This window comes from Serratia sp. BW106 (genome assembly GCF_002607755.1).
In the GTDB taxonomy this organism is placed as follows: domain Bacteria; phylum Pseudomonadota; class Gammaproteobacteria; order Enterobacterales; family Enterobacteriaceae; genus Serratia; species Serratia proteamaculans.
In genome coordinates this window covers 1-17,672 of the sequence record NZ_MCGS01000019.1, presented here as the reverse complement: position 1 = coordinate 17,672, position 17,672 = coordinate 1, and the positions used below count along the sequence as shown (strand labels likewise).

Sequence of the window (17,672 nt, the reverse complement as noted above, 5' to 3'; positions counted from 1 at the left end):
CCCGAAGGGATCAGTTGGCGTAGGGGCCGGGTATCACGGATTCGCGCAGCCGTAGTTCACCGGTGAAAGGAGGGAGTGGCTGTATATTCTCTCCTTTAATCAGGCGGAAAGCCTGGCTGATGGCGGCTTCGATCATCACGTCGATCGGCAGATAAACGGTGGACAGCGCAGGTTGCAAATAGGCGGCGCTGGGTTCGTCGTCAAAGCCAAACAGGGAGACATCCTGCGGCAGGCGTTTGCCTGCATCGTGCAGCGCCTTCATGGCGCCGACCGCCATGTCGTCGTTGCAGGCGAACAGTGCGCTAAAGCCGCTATCGCTGGCCAGTAAACTGCGGGCACCCTGATAGCCGCTTTGCACGCTGCTGTCGCCATAGGCTACACGGGCGTCGTCGAAGGCAATCTCATGATGTTCAAGCGCCTGCTGATAACCCGCCAACCGCGCCTGAGCGGTGGGCGTGGCGATCGGCCCGGTAATACAGGCGATCTCGCGGTGCCCTTGCCGGATCAGATAATCCACCGCGTGGAAGGCGGCCCTCTGCTGTTCGAAGAACACGCAGCGCTCGCGTGCCTGTGGCAGATCGCGGTTGATCACCATGATCGGCACCGGCAGGCTTCCCAGCAAGTTCATCAGCGCAGATTCGGACATAAATCGGGTATACAGAATGATGGCGTCACAACGGCGATCGGCCAGCAGTCGCACTGCCTGTAGCTCGTCTTCCGGCGTGTCGTGGCCGTCGGTGACAATCAGATGCTTGCCGCTGGCTTCGATCAGCTTGGCGGCTTTACGCAGCAGACGGCCGAAGTAGGGGCCGTCGAAGTTGGAGACTACCAGTCCAATGCTGTTGGAGCTTTTATTCGCCAGCGATTGGGCGAGGAAATTCGGGCGATAACCCAGGTCGTCCATCGCTTTGAACACCGCGTCGCGGGTGCTTTTTTTCACCTGACCGGTGCCATTTAACACGCGTGAGACCGTGGCCTTAGAGACCCCAGCGCGAATGGAAACATCCAACATGGTGATCATCAATGGCTTACCCCTTTCAACATCCGCTGTGGCAAATAATGCTCAGTCTAGCATAGGGTTAGCCCTTGGCTGCGTGGCTTTTTGTCGCCGGGATTGCGTTGTCTGCAAACGCCCGTAGACTGATCTCGGGCAACGGAAAAAGGGGGGGAGATGATTAACATTGTGCTTCTGGCGGATTATCCACAGTATCGACAACAGGTGATCGACTGGCAGTGGCGGGCCTTTGGTAGCGAAAGCAGCCGGGCATTTTTCGCCAGCGTGGTGGACAGTGGGCTGCGTGGGGCGGATTTGCCCATCACTTTTATTGCTCTGCTGGGCGACAAACTGGTCGGCACCGTGGGCCTGTGGCGCTGCGATTTGATCAGCCGCCAGGATCTGACGCCCTGGTTGGCGGCGCTGTATGTCGATGAAAGCCAACGCGGTAGCGGGCTGGGTTTACGGCTGCAGCAGCATGTGCAGGACTACAGCCGGGACGCCGGCTTCAGCGAGCTGTATCTCTACAGTGACTTCAGCGGCTATTACGAACGCCACGGCTGGCATTACATCGGCGACGCGCTGGATTACCCCGACCGCCCGGTGCGGGTCTATCACCGGGAACTGGACTAGTTCTGCTCGTAGACGTTATTGATGCTGGCCACCGAATGGCGGCGTACCAGGGTCGGGCTGAACATATTGGTGATCTCCGGCAGTGGCTGGTTGTTGGCCAGCGCCAATGCCAGTTCGGCTGCCTGGGTCGCCATTGCCACCACCGGATAACGAATGGTGGTCAGACGCGGGCGCAGGTAGCGTGAAATCAGCACGTCATCAAAACCAATCAACGACATCTGGCCAGGAACATCGACACTGTTGTCGCTCAGCACCGACAGCGCACCGGCGGCCATTGAGTCGTTATAGCAGGTCACTGCAGTAAAGTTTTTGCCGCGCCCGAGCAGTTCGGTCATCGCTTGTTCACCGCCGATTTCGTCCGGCTCGCCGTAGGCAATCAGTTTTTCATCCACCGCAATGCCATGTTCCTGCAAGGCATCGAGATAGCCCTGCAGGCGGTCTGCTGCGTCGGAAATCTGGTGGGTGGAGCAGACGATGGCAATGCGCTGGTGCCCCTGCTGGATCAGATGGCGGGTCGCCAGCCAGGCACCGTAACGGTCGTCCAGCGCCACGCAGCGTGATTCAAAGCCCGGCAGCGTGCGGTTAATCAGCACCATCCCCGGGATTTGCTGCATCCAGCCACTCAACTCACGGTCGGTCAGCTTTTTGGCATGAACCACCAACGCTGCACAACGGTGGCGCACCAGTTGTTCAATTGCCTGACGCTCTTTTTCCGCCTCATGGTAACCGTTGCCAATCAGCAAGAAGTTATGGGTGGCGTAGGCCACCTGTTCGACCGCTTTGACCATGGCGCCAAAAAAAGGATCGGACACGTCGGAGACGATCAGCCCGAGCGTTTCGGTTGATTGCTGCGCCAGCGCGCGGGCGTTAGCGTTTGGGTGGTACTGCAGTTGTTCCATCGCGGCCTGCACCGCAGTGCGTGAGCCTTCGCTGGCCTTCGGGGAATTGTTTATTACGCGGGATACCGTGGCCACGGAAACACCCGCCAGCCTGGCAACATCCTTTATGGTAGCCATATCTGTCATACATCCTGGGTAATCGCTTACATTCCTCAGTCTTGCGGAAAAAACCCGGGGCTGCAAGCACTGGCGATCGCAACTTGTGGCGGCTGTTGCAGATATGGGCGATTTATCGTGCGCTTAGACCTGTACCACCCAGTAATAGAGTCATTTGTGCTTTGGCGGCGCAGGTCGGCTAATGTTACTTTTGGGCATCTACTTTTGTTTGAGAACCGCATGTCGATTAAACGTTATCCGCAGCTCGCTCACTGGGGGGCGTATACCGCCGTGGTTGAAGACGGCAGGCTTATCCGTTGTGAGCCGTTCGCCGACGATCCGGATCCTTCCCCGATGCTTGCCTCCATCGCGCCTATGGCCTATTCCGACAAGCGCATCCGCAAACCTGCCGTGCGTCGCTCCTGGCTGCAAAAGCGTGAAGGTAGTGACCGTACGCTACGGGGGCGTGAAGATTTTGTCGAAGTGGACTGGGATTTGGCGCTCGATCTGGTGGCGGAAGAAAACCGTCGCGTGCGCGATCGCTACGGCCCCTCGGGCCTGTTTACCGGTTCCTATGGCTGGTCATCCGCCGGGCGTTTGCATCATGCGCGTTCGCTGGTGCGGCGTTTTTATTTCGGCGGCGGTGGCGGTGTTGACCAGTTGGGTAACTACAGTTGGGGTGCCGCGCAGTTTTTCCTGCCTTATGTGATTGGCACCTTCACCCCATTGACCGGGCGCGTCACCAGTTGGCCGAGCGTGGTCGAGCACTGCGAACTGTTTGTGGCTTTCGGTGGCCTGGCGTTGAAAAATGCCCAGGTATCTTCCGGCGGTGCGGCGGAGCATTCACTCAAGCCGTGGCTGCAAAAGCTGGTACACAAAGGCACACCAGTCATCAACATCAGTCCGATGCGTGATGACTGCCCGGCATTCGTCAATGCCGAATGGATCCCGATCCGCCCGAATACCGATGTGGCGCTGATGCTGGCGTTGGCGTATGAAATTCAGCGGCGGGGTGCGCAGGACGAGGCATTCCTCTATAGCCACTGTGCCGGTTACGACCAACTGGCGAGTTATCTGCGCGGCACCGATGACGGCGTGGCAAAAACGCCGGAGTGGGCCAGTGCGATCACCGGTATCCCCGCGGCACGCATCGGCTTGCTGGCGCAGCAACTGATCGGCGTGCGCAGCTTTATCACCTGTTCCTATTCCGTTCAGCGCGCTCACCGTGGCGAACAACCCTACTGGATGATGATTGCCCTGTCGGCGATGCTCGGTCAGGTTGGGCTGCCGGGCGGCGGTTTCTCGTTTGGGCACGGTTCAATGAACGGCGTCGGCAATCCGCGCGTGGATACCCCGGGGCCAATGATGCCGGTGGGGGCCAATCCTTGCGGGCTGGCGATCCCGGTGGCGCGCATCTGTGACATGTTGCTGCAACCTGGCGAACCCTACCAGTTCCGCGGCGAGACGCGACACTACCCGGATATCCATCTGGTGCACTGGGCCGGTGGCAATCCGTTCCACCATCACCAACAGTTAAACCGACTGGTGGAGGGGTGGCAGAAGCCGGATACGGTGATTGTGCAGGATATCTGGTGGACACCGGCCGCCAAAATGGCGGATATCGTGCTGCCGGTCACAACCTCGCTGGAACGTAACGATATCGGCGGTTCATCGCGCGATCGCTACGTGTTGGCGATGCATCAGGCGATTGCGCCACAGCATCAGGCGCGAAATGACTTTGATATTTTTGCCGATCTGGCGGAGCGACTCGGTTACCGCGAGCAATTCACCGAAAACCGCGACGAACGCGCCTGGATCGAATCTATCTATCAGCAGTGCGGGCAGGCGCAGGCAGGCACCGGCGTGGAATGGCCGGAGTTTGAGGACTTCTGGCGCAAAGGCTATGTCGAACTGCCGGCACCGGCGAAAGAGTTCGTTTTCTTTGATGACTTCCGCGCCGATCCGCAGGCCAATCCGCTGCAAACCCCGAGCGGCAAGATTGAGTTGTTCAGCGAGAAAATCGCCGGCTACGGTTATGCTGATTTTGCACCGCATCCGCAGTGGCAGCCGCCGGCCGAATGGTTGGGTGCGCCGCAGGCCAAAGATTGGCCACTGCACCTGATTTCCATCCAGCCGAGCGACCGTCTGCACAGCCAGATGGATCCGGCACCGCTGGCGCAGGGCAATAAAACCGCCGGTCGCGAGACGTTGTATATGCATCCGCAAGATGCGGCAGAACGCAGTATTGTCGATGGCACTGAGGTGCTGGTCAGCAATGCGCGTGGCCGCTGTCTGGCCGGCGTTTCTCTTACCGACGGTGTCACCCAGGGCGTGGTACTGATGGCCACCGGTGCCTGGTTTGATCCGGGCTTCGGCGCCGAGCGCCTGGAGGTGGAGCAGTCCGGCAACCCGAACGTATTGACGCTGGATATCGGCACCTCGCCGTTAACCCAGGGCCCGAACGCCATGAGCTGCCTGGTCGAGGTGAGCGTTCGATAGGTAATATACCCTATGAATTTCGAGTCGCGGCTAGGCGTCCAGCTCGCTCATTCCCAGGCGCTTACTTGAGTAAGTAACTGGGGATGAGCGAGTGCAGATAACAACGCTGCGGCTTGAAAGGCGACGGGTATAAACAGCTGGTTACACTTTGCGCCTCAATGTTGCGATTGCCTGCTGGCTGGCTTTTGCCGGCCCGGGGTAAATTGAACGTCCCAGAGGTATTGATTGGTGAGTTTCGGCAACTTGTTTGTTGAACCCATATTAATTTGCACCAACCTACGCAGATGCGTAGGTTTTTTTTTGCCTGCTACCTTGCCATCCCGCCTGCACAAAATCCGATTTTGTATTTTTCTGCTCCAGGACTGTTTAAGTTTCATTGAGTTATTTCCGAAAATTGCGGGAAATTTACAGCTGGTTGCATTTAGAGCAAAACTCTTGCGATTGGTCGGTAGTTTCTTAATCGTCATCTCTCTAGAGTAGGTGATCCCAGAGGTATTGATTGGTGAGAAATCAGCATACTCTGTATGTTGAAGCCATTTTCAATTGCACCAACCTACGCGGATGCGTAGGTTTTTTTTTGCCTGCCATATAGTATTCTTTTCCCTACAACCATTTACGCTCATCTTGGCCAAGGGGAGAAGGGCATGATCTTTTCTATACTGCGGGTGCTGTTCCGCCTGCTGTACCGGGTACGTGTCGAGGGCGACGTTCGACATTTCGATCAGCAAAAGCTGCTGATTACCCCCAATCATATCTCCTTCCTCGACGGCGTTTTGCTGGCGGTGTTTTTGCCGATCAAGCCGGTGTTTGCCGTGTATGCCAGCATTGGCGATCGCTGGTTTATGCGCTGGCTGCGGCCCTATATCGACTTTGTCTCGCTCGATCCGACCAAACCCATGGCTATCAAACAGCTGGTGCGCACGGTAGAGCAGGGGCGGCCGGTGGTGGTGTTTCCTGAAGGGCGTATCACCGTTACCGGTTCGCTGATGAAGGTTTATGACGGTGCCGCGTTTATCGCCGCCAAATCCGGAGCGACCCTGGTACCGATACGGCTGGATGGCGCAGAGTTCAGTCCCTTTGGGCGCATGGCCGGGGTGTTCAGGATCCGCTGGTTCCCGCAGATCAGCATCCGTATTTTACCGCCGACCTCGCTGCCGATGCCGGTAGCGCCGCGCGCCCGCGATCGCCGTGCGTTGGCTGGTGACCGGTTGCACCAGATCATGATGAAGGCACGGATGGATACCCGTGAGCCGCAGACCCTGTTCCAGGCCCTGCTGGCGGCGCAGCACCGTTATGGCGGTAAAAAGCCGTGCATCGAGGATATTAACTTCAAGGAGGACAGTTACCGGACGCTGACCAAGAAAGCGCTGGGTGTCAGCCGTATCCTGCAACGCTTTACCGCCGAGGGTGAGCATGTCGGTATGTTATTACCGAATGCGACCATCACCGTCGCGGCGATTTTTGGCGCTTCACTGCGTAATCGCATTCCGGCGATGCTTAATTACACTGCCGGGTCCAAAGGCCTGAAAAGCGCCATGACCGCCGCCAGCCTCAAAACCATCGTCACTTCGCGCCAGTTCCTGGAAAAGGGCAAGTTGACGCATTTGCCAGAACAGGTGCCGGAGGCCAATTGGGTGTACCTGGAGGATCTGAAAGATACGATTACCCTGGCGGACAAGCTGTGGATCCTGCGTCACCTGTTCCAACCGGCGCGCGCCATGCTGCCGCAGCAACCGGACGATGCGGCGCTGATCCTGTTCACCTCCGGCTCGGAGGGCAATCCGAAGGGCGTCGTGCATTCTCACGCCAGCCTGCTGGCCAACGTTGAACAGATCCGCACCATCGCCGATTTCACCCCGCGTGACCGCTTTATGTCATCGTTGCCGCTGTTCCACTCGTTTGGCCTGACGGTCGGGCTGTTGACCCCGCTGATGACCGGCAGCCGCATTTTCCTTTATCCCAGCCCGCTGCATTATCGTGTGGTGCCGGAGCTGGTTTATGACCGCAACTGCACCGTGCTGTTCGGCACCGCGACTTTCCTCAATAACTATGCCCGCTTTGCTCACCCGTATGATTTTGCTCGTTTGCGCTACGTGGTGGCCGGGGCGGAAAAGTTGGCGGACAGCACCAAACAGATTTATCAGGACAAATACGGCATCCGCATCCTGGAAGGCTATGGTGTGACCGAATGCGCGCCGGTGGTGTCGATCAACGTGCCGCTGGCGGCCAAGGTGGGCACCGTCGGCCGTATCATGCCGAATATGGAGGCGCGGTTGATGAAGGTGCCGGGTATCGATAACGGCGGGCGCTTGCAGTTGAAGGGGCCTAATATCATGAAAGGCTATCTGCGGGTGGAACGCCCGGGCGAGCTGGAGCCCCCGGCGGCAGAGGATGAGCACGGCAACCTGCAGCCGGGTTGGTACGATACCGGCGATATTGTCACATTGGACGAGCAGGGGTACTGCGTGATCCGCGGTCGGGTGAAGCGCTTTGCCAAACTGGCGGGTGAAATGGTCTCGCTGGAAAGCGTGGAGCTGCTGGCACAACGCGTAGCACCGGAGGGGCAGCACGCCGCCACGGTGAAAAGCGACAGCAGCAAAGGTGAGGCGTTGGTGTTGTTTACCACCGACGCCGGCATCACCCGCGAAGCCTTGTTGAAGGTGGCGCGGGAATTGGGCAGCCCTGAGCTGTCTGTGCCGCGTGATATCCGTATTTTGAAAACCTTACCGGTGCTCGGCAGCGGGAAACCGGACTTTGTGACCCTGCGTAACATGGCTGAACAGCCGGAGACTGTCTGATGAACCCGACGTTGAATACTGATTCATCCTTGCTCTCACGCAGCATGATTGCGGTGATTTGCGCCCAATTTCTGTCCGCATTCGGCGACAACGCGCTGCTGTTCGCCACGCTGGCGTTGATCAAGCAGCAGCTCTACCCCGACTGGAGCCAGCCGATTTTGCAGATGGCGTTTGTCGCCACCTATATCATCCTCGCGCCTTTTGTCGGCCAGGTTGCTGACAGCTTCGCCAAGGGGCGGGTGATGATGGTAGCCAACGGTCTGAAGCTGGCCGGTGCGCTGGTGATCTGCTTCGGGTTCAATCCGTTCCTCGGCTATACCCTGGTGGGCGTTGGCGCCGCGGCCTATTCACCCGCCAAGTACGGTATTTTGGGCGAGATCACCAGCGGCGAAAAACTGGTCAAGGCCAATGGCCTGATGGAGGCCTCCACCATTGCCGCGATCCTGATCGGATCGGTGGCCGGCGGCATACTGGCCGACTGGCATATCGTGGCGGCGCTGGCGGTGTGTGCGGTGGTCTATGCGGCGGCGGTGATTGCCAACCTGTACATTCCGCGCTTGCCGGCGGCACATCCTGCCGTTTCCTGGACGCCGCGGGCCATGACGCGGGCCTTCTTCAACGCCTGTGTGGTGTTGTGGCGCGACGGCCAGACACGCTTCTCATTGATTGGCACCAGCCTGTTCTGGGGCGCAGGGGTCACGCTGCGCTTCCTGTTGGTACTGTGGGTGCCGGTGGCGCTCGGTATCGCCGATAACGCCACGCCGACGCTGCTCAATGCCATGGTGGCGGTCGGGATTGTGATCGGTGCCGGTGCGGCCGCGCGCTTCGTCACGCTGGAGACGGTGAAGCGCTGTATGCCTGCCGGGATCCTGATCGGCGTAGCGGTGGCAATATTCGCGCTGCAAACCACCCTGTTTAACGCTTATGCACTGCTGCTGATTATCGGTGTATTGGGCGGCTTCTTTGTGGTACCGCTGAACGCGCTATTGCAGGAGCGGGGCAAAAACTCGGTGGGGGCGGGGAACGCGATCGCGGTGCAGAACCTGGGGGAGAACACCGCCATGTTGCTGATGCTCGGGTTGTATTCTCTGGCGGTCAAAATCAGCGTGCCGGTGGTTGGCGTGGGGATTGGTTTTGGCGTGGTGTTCGCACTGGCGATTAGCGCGCTGTGGTTGTCGCAGCGGCGGGCAAAATAATGGATGGGGCGCGATCAGGCGCCCCATGTTGTTTATGGCGCAGGAATGGTAAAGCGGGTGTGGATCTCTTCCAGCCCCTGCAACACATCTTCATTCAACACCACGTCGAAACTGTCGATGTTGGTTTTCAGCTGTTCCAGCGTGGTCGCGCCCAGCAGGGTACTGGCAACGAAGGGTTGCTGGCGCACAAAGGCCAGCGCCATCTGCGAAGGATCCAGCCCGTGCTTTTTGGCTAACGCGACATACTCGGCAATCGCCAACTGCGTTTGTGGCGCAGAGTAGCGGTTAAAGCGCGTGAATAACGTGTTGCGCGCACCGGCCGGCTTGGCGCCGTTCAGATACTTGCCGCTCAGGGTACCGAACGCCAGGCTGGAATAGGCCAGCAGTTCGACGCCTTCGTGCTGGCTGATCTCTGCCAGGGCAATCTCAAAACTGCGGTTCAGCAAGCTGTAGGGATTTTGAATTGAGACGATGCGCGGCAACTCGTGCTTTTCAGCCAGTTGCAGGTAACGCATCACGCCCCATGGCGTTTCGTTAGACACCCCGATATAACGGATTTTACCGGCACGCACCTGTTCGGTCAGCGCCTCCAACGTTTCCAGCAGGGTGACGGTGGCTTTATCATCGGTGTATTGATAATTGAGCTTGCCGAAGTAGTTGGTCGGACGCTGTGGCCAGTGCAGTTGGTAGAGATCGAGATAATCGGTGTTGAGTCGTTTCAGGCTGGCGTCCAGCGCGACACGGATATTTTTGCGATCCAGCGCCTGCTGTGGACGGATGCTGCTGTCGGTGCCACGCACCGGCCCGGCAATCTTGCTGGCCAGCACTATCTTCTCACGGTTGCCGCGTGCCTTGATCCAACTGCCAATGTATTGTTCGGTCAGCCCCTGGGTTTCAGGACGGGGCGGGACCGGGTACATCTCTGCGGTATCGATCAGGTTGACGCCAGCGGCTAATGCATAGTCGAGTTGCGCATGGGCATCGGCTTCACTGTTCTGTTCGCCAAAGGTCATGGTGCCCAGTCCCAGCACGCTCACTTCTAAAGAACTGTGGGGAATACGGTGGTATTGCATTAACGGCCTTCCTTTCATGTTAGCGCTAACGGGCGGTACCGCCCGGTGAAACAGGAGCCAAATGGCAGGCTGTGGCAAACAACCCGCAAGGCGGTGATATCGCCTTTGCCGACTATAACCAAGCCGGGAAGATGGGGGAAGTGGATTCAGTGCGGGGAAGGCTATCACGCAGGATAGCCGACGGGGGATTAGCGTTCGATAACCTGTGAAACCTGATCGCCGTTGATTTGACGGCTGTTGCCTTTTTCATCTTTGTAGCTGATCAGGCCGGTATCCTGGTCAATCTCCGGTTTGCCCTGGGTCAGGATCATATTGCCGTCTTTGGTCGCCATCACGTAATCGCTGGAACATCCCGCCAACCCGGCGGCGATCACCAACGCAGACACTGCCATTACCCACTTATTCATCCTGCGGATCCTCTGTTATGTATGCAAAAAAGAAGCTTCTTCTTAGATTAGCAAACTCTGTAAGCGCCGTGTTTCGGATAAGTCTTTATCTTTATAGATTAAAGTGACGTTGAAGCAGGGCGGAAGGCGAAAATAATAACGGGAGCGGCTGGCGCGCACTCCCGTGGGGAATTACTCAGAGACGGTTTTTTTCTTGCTGCGCATCAGATTAAGCGCTTCGACCGACATTGAGAAGAACATCGCAAAGTAGATGTAGCCTTTTGGCACATGCACCTGGAAGCTTTCCAGCATCAGGGTGAAGCCCACCAGGATCAGGAACGCCAGCGCCAGCATTTTCACCGAAGGATGGCGGTTAACGAATTCGCCAATAGGGCGGGCGGCAAACATCATGACGCCAACGGCAATCACCACTGCGGCCATCATGATAAACAGATGGTCGGACAGGCCTACTGCGGTAATCACCGAGTCCAGGCTGAAAATGATGTCCAGCAGCATAATCTGCACGATGGCACCGAAGAAGCCGTGCACCTTGGTGTGGTGCTCTTCATCGGAACCTTCGATGGTTTCATGGATCTCTTTACTGGCTTTCCAAATCAGGAACAGCCCACCCAGCAGCAGGATTAGATCGCGCGCCGAGATACTGTGGTCCATGAAGCTAAACAGCGGATGGGTCAGACGGATCACCCAGGCGATAGAGGCCAACAGCCCCAGACGCATTAACATTGCGCCGGCCAGCCCGATGCGGCGAGCCTTGTTCTGCTGTGCTTTCGGCAGCTTGGACACCACCAGCGACAGGAAAATAATGTTATCAATACCCAAAATGATCTCAAGAATGGTCAGCGTACCTAACGCTAACCAGGCATTGGGATCCATAATCCACTCGAACATTGGCAAACCACACCTTAATAAAAAGCAAAGGCTGAATTATACGCGTTTATTGATACAGCGACACTGTTAGCTAAACGCGACCTAAACAAAAGGGATCAGATAAAGAAATGTCTTGCCAATAATGCGCCGGTGAAGCTTTTTTTCAGGTAGAACCCGCGCGGCAATGTGAGGATCGGCTGACCCTGTTCGCCGATAGCTTCGGTCAGGGCCTTACTGTTGGCCGCCTTGGGACGCAGTTGCAAAACTTCACCGTGGCGGGCAGTGATCCGCTCGACATGACCAAGCACAATCAAATCCATTAGTTCTTCCCAGTCGCGGCGCAACATTTCTTCCTCTGCGGCGTTCGGGCTCCACAACAGCGGTGAACCGATACGTCGCTGTGCCAGCGGGATTTGCCGCTCGCCTTCCACCGGGATCCACAACACCCGCGCCAGCTTATGGCGCACATGGCTGCTGGCCCAGGTTACGCCGCTGTTGCCGGTTAAGGGCGCCACGCAGACGAAGGTGGTTTCCAGCGGTCTGCCGGCGGCGTCTATCGGGATGGTTTTCAGTTCGATGCCCAACTCGGGGAAATCCTGCTCCGGCTTGCTGCCCGCCATGGCACCCAGATAATGCTCCAGCAGCATGCCAACCCAGCCTTTATCCCGTTTGAGGTCTTTGGGGATAGCCAACTGTGCACGTTCGGCCAGTTCACCCAGATGGCAGCCGGCAAGCTGCTGCGCCCGTTCAAACAGCTGTTGTTCGTTTTCTGGAGGAAGGGGCAAAGGAGATAAAAACGCCATAATACCAGCCTGTTAGATTTGGTTGAAAAACGTACTGTATTTGTCCACAGAGAACCTTGGCGGGAAAGTACTGGGGAAAAGAATAATAGTAGCATGATTTTTCATGACTTTTTTTCTCACAGCCGGCAGAGGAAAAATTCCGGGCGACGCTTGTGCACCTGAAGCCACCGACAATAAACAGGATCTTACACCTATTTATCCACAGATTTATGGGATAACCCAAATTTTTACCGATCACTGGTTCGATTTACAGCCTTGACGCAGGCACTTTTTTGCGAAATTGTCCGTTTTGTGCGTAACTCATACGGATAATCTGTGGATAAAAACGACGTTGGTGGATCTTTCACCAGGGTAAGATCCTAAACGGACATAGATCACATTTTTGCTCTGTATAGGGCTGTTGATAATTATGTATCTTTATGTTTTTAAACGATTAATGTGATTTTTATTTTTATGGGGTTTTTAGGCTCACCAGAGTTTTACCGGCTTATCCCTTGAGTTCTTCACACACCTATCCACAGAAAAAGTGAATAAAACCGCGTGTAAATCGTCTCGCATGTTTATAACTTTGCCATTATCTGTGAGTTATCCCAATGTTATCCGGTCTGCAGCGCCGCAAAGCAGTGGTTTACCGCCTGTAGCTTGTGTGAAACAATCAGGGTATCTATGCGAATTTAAGCTTATCGAGGTAGTCCGGTGATCGATGATGATGGCTACCGCCCGAATGTTGGTATCGTAATCTGTAATCGTCAGGGGCAAGTCCTGTGGGCTCGCCGTTACGGTCAACACTCCTGGCAGTTTCCCCAAGGTGGGATTAACCCTGGTGAAACCGCAGAACAGGCAATGTACCGTGAGCTGTTCGAAGAAGTGGGGCTGAGTAAAAAGGATGTACGCATCCTGGCCTCAACCCGCAACTGGTTGCGCTATAAATTGCCAAAACGTTTGGTGCGTTGGGACACAAAGCCGGTTTGTATCGGCCAAAAGCAGAAATGGTTTCTGTTGCAGTTAATGTGCAATGACGCTGATATCAATATGCAACGCAGCAGCACACCGGAGTTTGACGGTTGGCGCTGGGTGAGTTTTTGGTATCCGGTGCGCCAGGTGGTGTCGTTCAAACGCGACGTGTACCGCCGGGTGATGAAAGAATTCGCCGTCACCGTGATGCCAATGCAGGAGCAGGCAGCACAGCGGCAGACCCCCGCTTATCGCCGGAAGAGAGGTTAAGTTAAGCCGACTATGCTCACGCGCTTGCGAGAAATTGTTGAGAAGGTGGCCGCGGCGGCCAGCCTGACAGATGCGCTGGATCTTTTGGTCAATGAAACCTGTCTGGCAATGGATACAGAAGTTTGTTCCATCTATCTGGCGGACAACGACCGCCGCTGCTATTACCTGATGGCGACACGCGGGTTAAAAAAACCGCGTGGGCGCGCTATCGCATTGGCCTTTGATGAAGGCATTGTCGGTTTGGTCGGACGCCGTGCGGAGCCGATTAACCTGGCCGACGCGCAGAGCCACCCCAGCTTCAAATACATTCCCCAGGTGAAAGAGGATCGTTTCCGATCCTTCCTCGGCGTGCCGATCATTCATCGTCGCCAACTGCTGGGCGTGCTGGTGGTACAGCAGCGTGAGCTGCGTCAGTTTGACGAAAGCGAAGAATCCTTCATGGTGACCCTGGCCACGCAAATGGCCGGGATCCTCTCGCAGTCACAGCTTAACGCCATTTTCGGACAGTATCGTCAAACGCGCATTCGCGCACTGGCGGCCTCCCCAGGCGTTGCGGTGGCCGAAGGCTGGCAGGACAGCAGCCAGCCGTCACTCGATCAAGTTTACGAGGCTTCGACGCTCGATACTGCCAGCGAGCGGGAACGCCTGACTCAGGCGCTGGAAGAAGCCGGCGCGGAATTCCGCCGTTTCAGCAAGCGCTTTGCCGCCAGCTCGCAAAAAGAGAGCGCGGCGATCTTCGATCTCTACTCTCACCTGTTGAACGACGCGCGCCTCAAGCGCGAACTGTTTGCCGAAATTGATGCCGGTTCCGTGGCGGAATGGGCGGTTAAACAGGTGATCGAGGTCTTTGCGGCTCAGTTTGCCAGCCTGCAAGACACCTATATGCGTGAGCGCGCCAGCGATCTGCGTGCGCTTGGTCAGCGTCTGTTATTCCACCTCGATGACACCACCCAGGGCGCTACCCAGTGGCCGGCGCGTTTTGTGCTGGTGGCCGATGAACTGACCGCGACCCTGCTGGCAGAAATGCCACAGGACAGACTGGTCGGCGTGGTGGTGCGTGACGGTGCCGCCAACTCCCATGCGGCCATCCTGGTGCGAGCGATGGGGGTGCCGACGGTGATGGGGGCGGATATCCAGCCTGCGCTGCTCAGCCAGCGGCTGCTGATCGTCGACGGTTATCGCGGTGAACTGCTGGTCGATCCCGAACCGGTGCTGGTGCAGGAATACCAACGGCTGATCAGCGAAGAGCTGGAATTAAGCAAGCTGGCCGAAGACGACGTTGAGCAACCGGCCCAACTTAAAAGCGGCGAGCGCGTCCAGGTAATGCTTAACGCCGGCCTCAGCCCGGAACATGAAAAACTGCTGGGCGGGCGGGTTGACGGTGTGGGTCTGTACCGTACCGAGATCCCTTTTATGCTGCAGAGCGGCTTCCCTTCCGAAGAGGAACAGGTCGCCCAATATCAGGGCATGCTGCAACTGTACCCGAACAAGCCCGTGACGCTGCGCACGCTGGATATTGGCGCCGATAAGCAACTGCCTTATATGCCGATCAGCGAAGAAAACCCCTGTCTGGGTTGGCGTGGTATTCGTATTACCCTGGATCAGCCGGAGATCTTCCTGATCCAGGTGCGTGCCATGCTGCGTGCCAATGCCGGTACCGGCAATCTGGGCATACTGCTGCCGATGATCACCAGCCTGGAAGAGATCGACGAGGCCCGACGCTTGATCGACCGCGCAGGGCGGGAAGTGGAAGAGGTACTGGGGTATGAAATCCCGAAACCCAAATTAGGCATCATGCTGGAAGTGCCCTCGATGATCTTCATGATCCCGCATCTGGCCGGGCGCGTTGAGTTTATCTCGGTAGGCACCAACGACCTGACCCAATACCTGTTGGCGGTAGATCGCAACAATACCCGGGTGGCGTCGCTGTACGACAGCCTGCATCCTTCCATGCTGCAGGTACTTAAGCTGATCGCCGTGCAGGCCAGGGCGGTTGGGTTGCAGGTAAGCCTGTGTGGAGAACTGGCCGGTGACCCGATGGGCGCGCTGCTGCTGGTGGGAATGGGTTACCGTAATCTGAGCATGAACGGACGTAGCGTGGCGCGCATTAAATATCTGCTGCGGCATATTGAGTTATCCGACGCCGAAGTGCTGGTGCAGCGGGTGCTGAATGCCCAAATGACCACCGAAGTGCGTCATCAGGTAGCGGCATTTATGGAACGGCGCGGCATGGGTGGTTTGATCCGCGGCGGTAAGTAAGGCCGTGGGCTGACTGATTTTTTTACAGAACTTTTCCCTGCAGGCCAGTCCGGAGGCGGTTAAGCTTATGCTATTATCCGCCTCCTCAACTGCGCTGAAAGCAACGGAAAAATAATGCTCCTGCTGTGTTTCACCGCGTTTGGCACCTGCCGCCCCCGGATGGGGAAGAATAATAGACTTGTTGTGGTGATAGATGACCAATAGCTATCTGGCGTTTCCTAAATTTGATCCGGTGATTTTCTCTATCGGCCCGGTCTCTCTGCATTGGTACGGTCTGATGTACCTGGTTGGCTTCGTTTTTGCCATGTGGCTGGCGGTACGCCGGGCCAACAAACCGGGCAGCGGCTGGACCAAGGATGAAGTAGAGAACCTGCTGTATGCCGGTTTCCTCGGTGTGTTCGTCGGTGGCCGCGTGGGCTATGTGCTGTTCTACAACCTGCCGCTGTTCATGGATAACCCGCTGTATCTGTTCAAAGTCTGGGATGGAGGCATGTCATTCCACGGCGGTCTGATGGGGGTGATCCTGGTTATGTTCTGGTTCGCTCGTCGCACCAAACGTACCTTCTTCCAGGTTTCTGATTTTATTGCCCCGCTGATCCCCTTCGGCCTGGGTGCCGGCCGTTTGGGCAACTTTATCAACGGCGAACTCTGGGGCCGTGTGACTACCGATACCCCATGGGCGATGCTGTTCCCAAGCTCACGCCCGGAAGACGTGGCGCTGGCTGCCGCCGATCCGCAATTGCTGCCTATCCTGAACCAATACGGCGTGTTGCCGCGTCACCCGTCCCAGCTGTATGAACTGCTGTTGGAAGGCGTGGTGCTGTTTATCATTCTGAACCTGTTTATCCGCAAACCGCGGCCGATGGGGGCCGTTTCCGGCCTGTTCCTGATTGGCTACGGCGCATTCCGTATTATCGTCGAAGCTTTCCGCCAGCCGGATGCCCAGCTTGGCCTGTTTGACGGCGTCATCAGCATGGGGCAGATCCTGTCCGTCCCTATGGTGGTGGCCGGTATTATTATGATGATTTGGGCGTATCGTCGTCGTCCGCAGCAACAACTGTCGTGAGGAACAAATGAAACAGTATCTGGATTTGATGAACAAAGTGCTCGCCGAGGGCACCCCTAAAGCCGACCGTACCGGCACTGGCACCTTGTCGATATTCGGCCACCAGATGCGTTTCAATTTGCAGGAAGGATTCCCGCTGGTCACTACCAAGAAGTGTCATTTGCGTTCGATTATCCATGAACTGCTGTGGTTCCTGAATGGTGACACCAACGTGGCTTATCTGCGGGAAAACAACGTCAGCATCTGGGACGAGTGGGCGGATGAAAACGGCAGCCTTGGCCCCGTCTATGGCAAGCAGTGGCGTGCCTGGGGGACGGCGGATGGTCGTCAGATCGACCAGTTGACCACCGTGCTGAACCAACTGAAACAGGATCCGGATTCGCGCCGTATTATCGTTTCCGCCTGGAACGTGGGTGAGCTGGATCAGATGGCGCTGGCACCTTGCCACGCGTTCTTCCAGTTCTATGTGGCAGACGGCAAATTGTCTTGCCAACTGTACCAGCGCTCCTGCGATGTGTTCCTTGGTCTGCCGTTCAATATCGCCAGTTACGCGCTGCTGGTACATATGATGGCGCAGCAATGCGACCTGGAAGTGGGTGATTTCGTCTGGACCGGCGGTGACACTCATCTGTACAGCAACCATATGGAACAAACCCAGCTGCAGCTGACCCGCGAACCGCGTGCATTACCGAAGTTGGTGATCAAGCGCAAGCCGGCATCGTTGTTCGATTACCGTTTCGAAGACTTTGAAATCGAAGGTTATGATCCGCACCCGGCCATCAAGGCACCGGTTGCCATCTGATTTTTACCCGATGATTGATCCCCAAGGGCGCACAGGTGAACTGAACCCCAAATGTT

At 56.8% G+C, this 17,672-nt stretch carries 14 protein-coding genes; 8 read left to right on the top strand and 6 right to left on the bottom strand.

Going from position 1 to position 17,672, the window contains the following annotated elements:
* Positions 1–10 precede the first annotated feature (10 nt).
* Positions 11–1,021, bottom strand: a complete 1,011-nt coding sequence (locus BEI65_RS13550; RefSeq protein ID WP_099063790.1) for a LacI family DNA-binding transcriptional regulator — start codon at positions 1,019–1,021, stop codon at positions 11–13.
* Positions 1,022–1,171: 150 nt separating this feature from the next.
* Here BEI65_RS13550 and BEI65_RS13545 point away from each other — a divergent pair, with 150 nt between their 5' ends.
* Positions 1,172–1,627 carry a GNAT family N-acetyltransferase gene (locus BEI65_RS13545; RefSeq protein ID WP_099063789.1) on the top strand — a complete coding sequence of 152 codons (456 nt, stop codon included), beginning with the start codon at positions 1,172–1,174 and terminating at the stop codon, positions 1,625–1,627.
* Here BEI65_RS13545 and galR read toward each other — a convergent pair.
* Positions 1,624–2,643, bottom strand: coding sequence for an HTH-type transcriptional regulator GalR (galR, locus tag BEI65_RS13540; protein ID WP_099063788.1), 1,020 nt, complete (start codon positions 2,641–2,643; stop codon positions 1,624–1,626). The two genes, BEI65_RS13545 and galR, sit on opposite strands and share 4 nt — an antisense overlap.
* 219 nt (positions 2,644–2,862) lie before the next feature.
* Here galR and BEI65_RS13535 point away from each other — a divergent pair, with 219 nt between their 5' ends.
* The 3 genes from BEI65_RS13535 (at position 2,863) to lplT (ending at position 9,115) form a co-directional block, all read left to right on the top strand.
* Complete coding sequence (locus BEI65_RS13535; protein WP_099063787.1) at positions 2,863–5,121, top strand: molybdopterin guanine dinucleotide-containing S/N-oxide reductase; 2,259 nt, start codon at positions 2,863–2,865, stop codon at positions 5,119–5,121.
* 644 nt (positions 5,122–5,765) lie between these two features.
* Complete coding sequence (gene aas / locus BEI65_RS13530; RefSeq protein WP_099063786.1) at positions 5,766–7,919, top strand: bifunctional acyl-ACP--phospholipid O-acyltransferase/long-chain-fatty-acid--ACP ligase; 2,154 nt, start codon at positions 5,766–5,768, stop codon at positions 7,917–7,919.
* Positions 7,919–9,115 carry a lysophospholipid transporter LplT gene (gene lplT / locus BEI65_RS13525; protein ID WP_099063785.1) on the top strand — a complete coding sequence of 399 codons (1,197 nt, stop codon included), beginning with the start codon at positions 7,919–7,921 and terminating at the stop codon, positions 9,113–9,115. The genes aas and lplT overlap by 1 nt, the downstream gene beginning before the upstream one ends.
* Before the next feature lie 32 nt (positions 9,116–9,147).
* On the opposite strand, the gene BEI65_RS13520 is transcribed toward lplT, so the two are convergent.
* From BEI65_RS13520 to mutH, 4 genes are all read right to left on the bottom strand, one after another.
* A complete protein-coding gene (locus BEI65_RS13520; protein ID WP_012146531.1) occupies positions 9,148–10,188 on the bottom strand; it encodes an NADP(H)-dependent aldo-keto reductase in 1,041 nt (346 codons plus the stop codon).
* A 188-nt stretch (positions 10,189–10,376) separates the two neighbouring features.
* Positions 10,377–10,595, bottom strand: a complete 219-nt coding sequence (locus tag BEI65_RS13515; protein ID WP_099063784.1) for a YgdI/YgdR family lipoprotein — start codon at positions 10,593–10,595, stop codon at positions 10,377–10,379.
* Positions 10,596–10,766: 171 nt separating this feature from the next.
* Positions 10,767–11,483, bottom strand: a complete 717-nt coding sequence (locus BEI65_RS13510) for a TerC family protein (protein WP_099063783.1) — start codon at positions 11,481–11,483, stop codon at positions 10,767–10,769.
* A gap of 95 nt (positions 11,484–11,578) precedes the next feature.
* On the bottom strand, positions 11,579–12,265 hold the full coding sequence (gene mutH, locus BEI65_RS13505) for a DNA mismatch repair endonuclease MutH (protein ID WP_099063782.1): 687 nt from the start codon (positions 12,263–12,265) through the stop codon (positions 11,579–11,581).
* A 696-nt stretch (positions 12,266–12,961) separates the two neighbouring features.
* Here mutH and rppH point away from each other — a divergent pair.
* The 4 genes from rppH (at position 12,962) to thyA (ending at position 17,616) form a co-directional block, all read left to right on the top strand.
* Entirely contained in the window at positions 12,962–13,489 is a 528-nt protein-coding gene (gene rppH, locus BEI65_RS13495) for an RNA pyrophosphohydrolase (protein WP_012146527.1), read from the top strand.
* A gap of 12 nt (positions 13,490–13,501) precedes the next feature.
* Entirely contained in the window at positions 13,502–15,748 is a 2,247-nt protein-coding gene (ptsP, locus tag BEI65_RS13490) for a phosphoenolpyruvate--protein phosphotransferase (protein WP_099063781.1), read from the top strand.
* Between the two features lie 193 nt (positions 15,749–15,941).
* Positions 15,942–16,814, top strand: coding sequence for a prolipoprotein diacylglyceryl transferase (gene lgt, locus BEI65_RS13485; protein WP_085118585.1), 873 nt, complete (start codon positions 15,942–15,944; stop codon positions 16,812–16,814).
* 7 nt (positions 16,815–16,821) lie between these two features.
* Entirely contained in the window at positions 16,822–17,616 is a 795-nt protein-coding gene (gene thyA / locus BEI65_RS13480) for a thymidylate synthase (protein WP_085118584.1), read from the top strand.
* Positions 17,617–17,672 lie beyond the last annotated feature (56 nt).

Bases quoted from the DNA above. Each gene is read 5' to 3' on its own strand.
- BEI65_RS13550 (WP_099063790.1), bottom strand. From the start codon at position 1,021: ATGATCACCATGTTGGATGTTTCCATTCGCGCTGGGGTCTCTAAGGCC.
- BEI65_RS13545 (WP_099063789.1), top strand. From the start codon at position 1,172: ATGATTAACATTGTGCTTCTGGCGGATTATCCACAGTATCGACAACAG.
- galR (WP_099063788.1), bottom strand. From the start codon at position 2,643: ATGGCTACCATAAAGGATGTTGCCAGGCTGGCGGGTGTTTCCGTGGCC.
- BEI65_RS13535 (WP_099063787.1), top strand. From the start codon at position 2,863: ATGTCGATTAAACGTTATCCGCAGCTCGCTCACTGGGGGGCGTATACC.
- aas (WP_099063786.1), top strand. From the start codon at position 5,766: ATGATCTTTTCTATACTGCGGGTGCTGTTCCGCCTGCTGTACCGGGTA.
- lplT (WP_099063785.1), top strand. From the start codon at position 7,919: ATGAACCCGACGTTGAATACTGATTCATCCTTGCTCTCACGCAGCATG.
- BEI65_RS13520 (WP_012146531.1), bottom strand. From the start codon at position 10,188: ATGCAATACCACCGTATTCCCCACAGTTCTTTAGAAGTGAGCGTGCTG.
- BEI65_RS13515 (WP_099063784.1), bottom strand. From the start codon at position 10,595: ATGAATAAGTGGGTAATGGCAGTGTCTGCGTTGGTGATCGCCGCCGGG.
- BEI65_RS13510 (WP_099063783.1), bottom strand. From the start codon at position 11,483: ATGTTCGAGTGGATTATGGATCCCAATGCCTGGTTAGCGTTAGGTACG.
- mutH (WP_099063782.1), bottom strand. From the start codon at position 12,265: ATGGCGTTTTTATCTCCTTTGCCCCTTCCTCCAGAAAACGAACAACAG.
- ptsP (WP_099063781.1), top strand. From the start codon at position 13,502: ATGCTCACGCGCTTGCGAGAAATTGTTGAGAAGGTGGCCGCGGCGGCC.
- lgt (WP_085118585.1), top strand. From the start codon at position 15,942: ATGACCAATAGCTATCTGGCGTTTCCTAAATTTGATCCGGTGATTTTC.
- thyA (WP_085118584.1), top strand. From the start codon at position 16,822: ATGAAACAGTATCTGGATTTGATGAACAAAGTGCTCGCCGAGGGCACC.